Here is a 6,085-nt window from a genome sequence, read left to right as displayed (position 1 = left end):
GGATTAGACGGACAGGTGAGACCCCGCAGGCGCCAGCGGCGACGAGGAGGCTCAGCGCCGGCCCCGCGGAAAGCGAAGCGCCTGGAACGGAAATCAACAGCCCCGTTCCAGCACCAACCAAAAAAAGGACTGTAAACAAACACGATTTTCATCGAGTTTGTCTACAGTCTGAGGCTGCGGTATAATAACCGCAGCCTTTTATTGTGGCAGTAATTTCGGTGTAACTTTTACGTCATCATGAAAGCAATTGAGTTTCTCCTTCATTTTTCTTGAGTTCACCATCAATCATTTTGTCGAGCCTGATAATGCTCTGTTTCGCACGTTCATGGTCGATCTTTCTGTAATGGTGGTTTCCGCCTTCCTCTTCGTCTTTTTCATCTGCCCATTTGACTACTTGCTGAAGCGGAGTTCGGACGATATCATTCGAAGGCAAAAAGGAGTCAGTGTGGAAAAGGATTGCAAGTGAAGTGGCTTTCGCCTGGACGGGGTTTTCTCCGAGCCGAATCAGTAGCTTGTGTGCTCTTTCTGCACCTTTTATAGGATGAATATCGTTCTTTCGGTATAGCTCATAATCCCATTTGCCGTTTTTGTACCAGGTGAAATGCCCAATATCATGCAAGAATCCGGCTTTTGCCGCAATATCGACATCTACCTTATGTTCCTTGGCAAGATGGAAAGCGTGGTAGGCGACCGCAATTGCATGAGCCATTCCCGATCGTTTCAAGTATTTTTGCGCAATATGGTGCTCGAATATGTTTAACAGCGTTACGTCCCTCATTACATTCCCTCCTTAGCTGAAATGATACCCTTATTTTAATGAATGGTAACAGAATTTGTCCTTAAATGCATCCAAAAATACTCTCTTTCTACCTTGTCCTTTATTTTAGTATATTAAAATAGCTGGCTAAAGGATTGTATATCTCCCCTTTGCCAGCTTTTATTTTATTTCCAATCCTTGAGCTTTGCTATCAGCTTCTCTTTAACTTTGCCGATGAAAGTTTTCTCACCCTTAGCTCCTTGTTGTTTATTCCATTCATTAAAGCTTGCCACACTGATTAAAATCGTCCCTGCTATCAGCAGATATCCCCACCAAGGGAGATTGCCCCAGAAAGGCCGCGTTTGCAACAGGACATTAAGTAGCAATACTCCTGCTCCGACAAAGAAATAGGCTTTTACTCTCAGCCACATTCCGGCCAGCATGGAAATCAATGACAAGGAGCCTAGTATTAATGCATCGTAGACTGTATTGCTGGCCAGACCGTCCTGTATGAGCACCAGCGAGACAATGATTAAGATAGCCCATTGGATATATCCGGTGATCTGCTCCCATTTCCCTTTGGTTATAAACCTCAAAAAGATAACAAGAGCGACAAAAGGCAATACGTATACTTCCCTTTCCCATAACTGTGGTATTTCAAGTTGATCAATGGCCGCGTAATATGGGACTAACAAATACGCTCCTGCGATGAAACGAATAATCATTTTTCCTTCGCCATGGATTCTGTTACGCTGCAGCCATAAAGCCGCTGAGATTAGCAGTCCATGAACAATCTGCGCCCAATAAGTTTCCATCTTGAATATGGAAATTGAAACAAAGAATAGGAAAGAAACAATGGTATATGCATCCATGCTCTTGAACGCGAAATCTTTGCCTTTTTCCCACAAGTTTAAATACAGCAATCTTCCAGCGGCAAGCAGGATAATACCAAATCCTGAAAGGATGGCTATGTCCCAATAAACATCCAACCTTGCCTGGAAGATGAATTGAATTGTTCCGTAAAATATCATCAACAGCGGAAGCAGAGTCAGGAAATCCCATTTTACACGGTGCAGAAACAGTAAAGTCGCGGCTGCATACACCAATGTGAATCCAAAAAACGTCCAACTGTAAGGATAAGCGACAAGGAAGCTTGCGATTCCTAACAGCGAAAATGGTACAATATAAAATGCCGATTTTAGCTTAAAGGCATCGGAAGCTAATAACCAGAAAGCTCCCATAAGTATACTTGCGGCCATGAAAGCGTAGTATCCAGAATCTTCTCCAGTAATAAAAATAATCCCAGTTTTGATCGATAAAAAGAGAGTCGTGAAGGCGCCATATAATAATGCTTTAACCTTCCATTCTCCTTTGACAAACAATATGTTAGCAGCATATATGCCAGTAGCGATCAGATAACTCCAAACAGCCTCTTCCCCGTACATTATATAGGAAAGCACCAATATCGGTGCCAAATACACATGGGCTACCCAGGCTAATCCCTCTGAAAGCATCCTTTCCTTTTTAAAAAGTAATGCAGCAGTTGCGAGCAGCAGCCATCCCCCTCCCGGCAAAATGATTGTTTCTGCCGTGGTATTGAAGTTGAATAGTTCTCCATTTAATGAATCAAAGGTGATCAAGTACCATGCAAGGCTGATAACACCGGTAATAATCGATATAATTCTATCTTTAGTCGATTTAAAAAGCAGAAATGACATCAGGATACCGCCAAACCAAATCAGCGACTCTCCATAAATATTCTCGATCGGTGCTGTGAATGTGAAAAATAATCCTGAAGCATAGAATCCGTGTGCGATGAAAAATGAACTGTTGGCAAGTTCATTTTCGTTACGTTTTTTAAAGATTATGCTGGCTGCTAACAGTAGCACTCCTGCAACTGCAAAATTGCCCGGCATACCTAATATCTCATCAAATGAGCGGAACTGACTTCGGAGCTGCTCACCGAAAGAAGCTGCTGACAGTCCTAATGAGATTGGTGCAGCCCACTGCGTGATCATAGGAATGAAAGGTCTGCTTTCTATTTTGGCCATTAAGTAAAACAAGAGGCCGGTAAGGAAAAACATCAACCCTAACTCCCACCAGTGGAGCATGGCGAACGAAACAAGACTCATAAGAAGCATGATTGCCATTCCAACGTCTCTTGAACTTGTCTTTATGACAGCCAAGTAATTCGTTTGCAGCTTCCATCCGAATATAGTGAATAAAATAAAACCAATGAAATAAATTGGCAGAATCAAGTTATTGAAACCAAACCAGTTGTGAAGCTGTAAAACTGCTTCAAACAGAGCCGAGGCCAGGAAAATTGGGCTAAGGTAACAGAAAATGAGATTTTTATTTGTATTCGCCAAGTAAATGAAATTAGCTGAGATAATCAAATATGCTGCAAATAGTGTGGTAGATGGTTCCTGTGAGCGAAGTTGCATCCCTTCCGCTGTGATGAATAGAAAAGCCAGTCCGGACACGACAGCACTTGTTAATTGAAAGGCTTTTTTCAAGGCGAATTGCTCATTTAAAAATTTAGGAAGCAGGACAAATATGAAACCAAGCAGCGCGTACCCAATTATACTCGCCTCAGGAAAGCTCCAGTTTTCGAGAATTTGATATGATCCATAAACGAACATGGCGCTGAAAACAAAATGGTACTCTTTACGTCCATTCACGAAAATCATTGAAAGATAAATGACAGCGGTCAAAATCAGGTTGAATCCCTGGAAAATTCGATTATCGAAAAATAACAGCATTAATAATGTAGATAAAATCAGGTTTGCCTGTGAATAGATTGCAAGTTCCTTTGTGAATAGCGGAAGCAGTGTTTTCTTCCTTAAATGGTGATAACCTGCAATGATTAAAGTGTTATACAGGATCAGACCTAGATAAAAACCATCTGCCTCCAGCCCAATGGATTTTAATAAATATGCAGCCGTTACAGAAGATGCAATATAGGTAAACCAGACAAATAATCTTGACGACAATTTTTTTGCGAGCATTGCATAAATAGGAATCAGTACAGAACTGCTAATCGTTCCTAAAATGAATCTTCCTTCTCCATAGAATGATAAGTACGACCCTAGCAATTCAAACCAGCCAAGGGATAATGTGAAAATTGGCAAGAACAGGCTTCCCAGCACAACGAATGCGAAGGCGGTTTTTTCAATTTTCAATACCCGATAACTCACGAATGCTAATCCGTAAAATAAACCCGAAACGAGTGCAATCGATCCAGCTTTCATCCAGGGAGTCATCGTTTCCCAATTGCTTGTTGCGACAAACAAGCCGCCAATCAAGAGCATGAACACTCCAATATTCAGTGACCAAGAAATGTTACGCTCGCGTATTTCTTCAGCTGTTTTCCTGGGTTTAACTTTAACAGGCCTGGGTTTTGGCTGTTCTTTTATTGGCTTTTCAGTTACAATCTGGCTTATTTGTGTTGGCAGAGGTGCTGGTTCGGCAGTTCTTATCCTTTTCACTGCCTCTTTTTCTTGCTGTTCTTTTGTCAGCATATCCGAGAAGTATTCATTGTGAGCTTCTGAAACATTCTTGTATTGTTCCGAAGTGACATATCCTAATTCTTTTAAATTATACAGTTCATTGCGGAATATCCTGCGTCTTTCTTCTTTAGGAGTGAGTTCCATTTTAATCCCCCTGTCCTGAATCCATTTTTAACCGTTTAGTGTAATTTTACACAATTTATAAATTAATTCAATATTTTTCTAAAAAATACCTGAAGTGATTTTTCGACAAATTTCTATTTTGAAAGTATGCTTGTACCTTTATAATGAAAGAGATAATTTACTGATGAAGAGGTTGAATGAATGGCTGATTTTTTTTGGTTAATGTATTTAGGTTTGATGGGTACGACTGCGGTTTGGTTTTTGATTAAAGGCAAATACAAAAATAATATTACCAAGCTTGATTTTCTGGTATCGATCATTACGTGGTTTGGGCTATTTGGGTATGTAACTGAAACAGAATTGCTTACACCAGTTGTGTGGAAGTTTGTTTTTGTCTTTGGCCTCCTATGGGATGTATTATTCACAATATTCTTTGCTGAAAAGTTCGCTGGTGATTTTGGGCTTGAAGAAGAAGAGGAAATGCCTCTTGCAGCGAAATTAAGCGGTTTAGTTTTCGTTCTTCCTTTGTATTATGGAATCTATCAATACGCATTTTAAAACGGTGTATGCCGTTTTTTTTTTGGTTTTTACATTTATATACTAGAATAATATATATTATTTTTAGAATAATATTAGTGTTTTAATATGATTTTAGCGGGTTAAAAGGGGTTAATTTAATTTGTCTTAGCACCAGGTACTAGAATCAGTGCCGATTGTCTTTTTCAGAAGGACAAACTTCGCGCACTCTCTCTATCTGTTAGTGTGCTTATTTCCGGCTTATTTTTTTTATTTTGAAATTTTGGCACAAAAAGGCGCAACCCAAGAAAAAAATTGGTTTGCGCCTTTCTTTCGAACTCTTGTATGCATTCAGTTTGGCGGGGAACAAAATGGCCAGTTAAGGATTTGTCGACCACATTCCTGCTGTTTTGATAAAGACACGGCGGTTCAGTTTCAACTGAGCTACCATCAATTCAGCTAAATCCTCTGGCTGCATCACTCTTTCCGGATTTCCATCTGTCAAGTTTGTTTCGATTGCAAGGTCTGTAGCGACGGTGCTCGGAGTAAGCGCGCTTACACGGATATTGTGCTTCCGTACTTCAAGCATTAACGCTTCAGTTAAGCCAAGAACACCAAATTTTGATGCACTGTATGCACTTGTAACCGGAGCGCCTTTCTGCCCTGCGGTTGAAGAAACATTGATGATGTCACCAGTTTTTCGTTCTATCATTCCTGGCAAGACAGCACGTGTAACATAATAAGTTCCCATTAAATTCACCTGAATGATTCTTTCCCATTCTTGAGGTTCAAGGTCAAGGAAGCCGCCGAATTTTGCTATTCCAGCATTGTTAATCAGGATGTCAATAGGGCCAATCTCAGACTCGATATGTTCGACAGCGTGCTGAACAGATTCCATATCGGATACATCAGCAACAGCTCCTGCAACATTAACATCGAATGCTTCCAGTTCAGCTGTCACCTTTTCCAGGTTTGGGAGTGTCTGGCCGATCATCCCAATATTTACACCTTCTTTAGCAAGAGCTATTGCAGCAGCGCGGCCAATGCCTCTGCCAGCCCCGGTGATCAACGCGTTCTTCCCTTTTAAAGATTCCATGTGATGACTCCTTTCGGTTATGTAGTCAAGGGTTAATTATAGAAAAACATCTTGATGAAAACAAATCGTAGGATTTTAATTCAT

Annotated in this window: 4 protein-coding genes; 1 reads left to right on the top strand and 3 read right to left on the bottom strand. The window is 40.7% G+C overall.

The genetic code is table 11. The annotated features are described in order from the left end of the window. Positions 1 to 235 precede the first annotated feature (235 nt). Complete coding sequence (locus M3204_RS11365) at positions 236 to 778, bottom strand: HD domain-containing protein (RefSeq protein ID WP_251481566.1); 543 nt, start codon at positions 776 to 778, stop codon at positions 236 to 238. Between the two features lie 164 nt (positions 779 to 942). Then, entirely contained in the window at positions 943 to 4,410 is a 3,468-nt protein-coding gene (locus tag M3204_RS11360) for a hypothetical protein (RefSeq protein WP_251481565.1), read from the bottom strand. Between the two features lie 180 nt (positions 4,411 to 4,590). Here M3204_RS11360 and M3204_RS11355 point away from each other — a divergent pair, with 180 nt between their 5' ends. Beyond that, positions 4,591 to 4,947 (top strand): hypothetical protein, encoded by a 357-nt coding sequence (locus M3204_RS11355; RefSeq protein WP_251481562.1) that lies wholly within the window; start codon positions 4,591 to 4,593, stop codon positions 4,945 to 4,947. Positions 4,948 to 5,284: 337 nt separating this feature from the next. On the opposite strand, the gene M3204_RS11350 is transcribed toward M3204_RS11355, so the two are convergent. Beyond that, entirely contained in the window at positions 5,285 to 6,001 is a 717-nt protein-coding gene (locus M3204_RS11350) for a 3-ketoacyl-ACP reductase (RefSeq protein ID WP_251481559.1), read from the bottom strand. Between the last annotated feature and the right edge of the window lie 84 nt (positions 6,002 to 6,085).

This window comes from Mesobacillus subterraneus (assembly GCF_023715485.1).
Classification (GTDB): Bacteria; Bacillota; Bacilli; order Bacillales; family Cytobacillaceae; genus Mesobacillus; species Mesobacillus subterraneus_B.
Note: the sequence above shows the minus strand (reverse complement) of the source record. Positions and strands in the feature narration are given on the sequence as shown.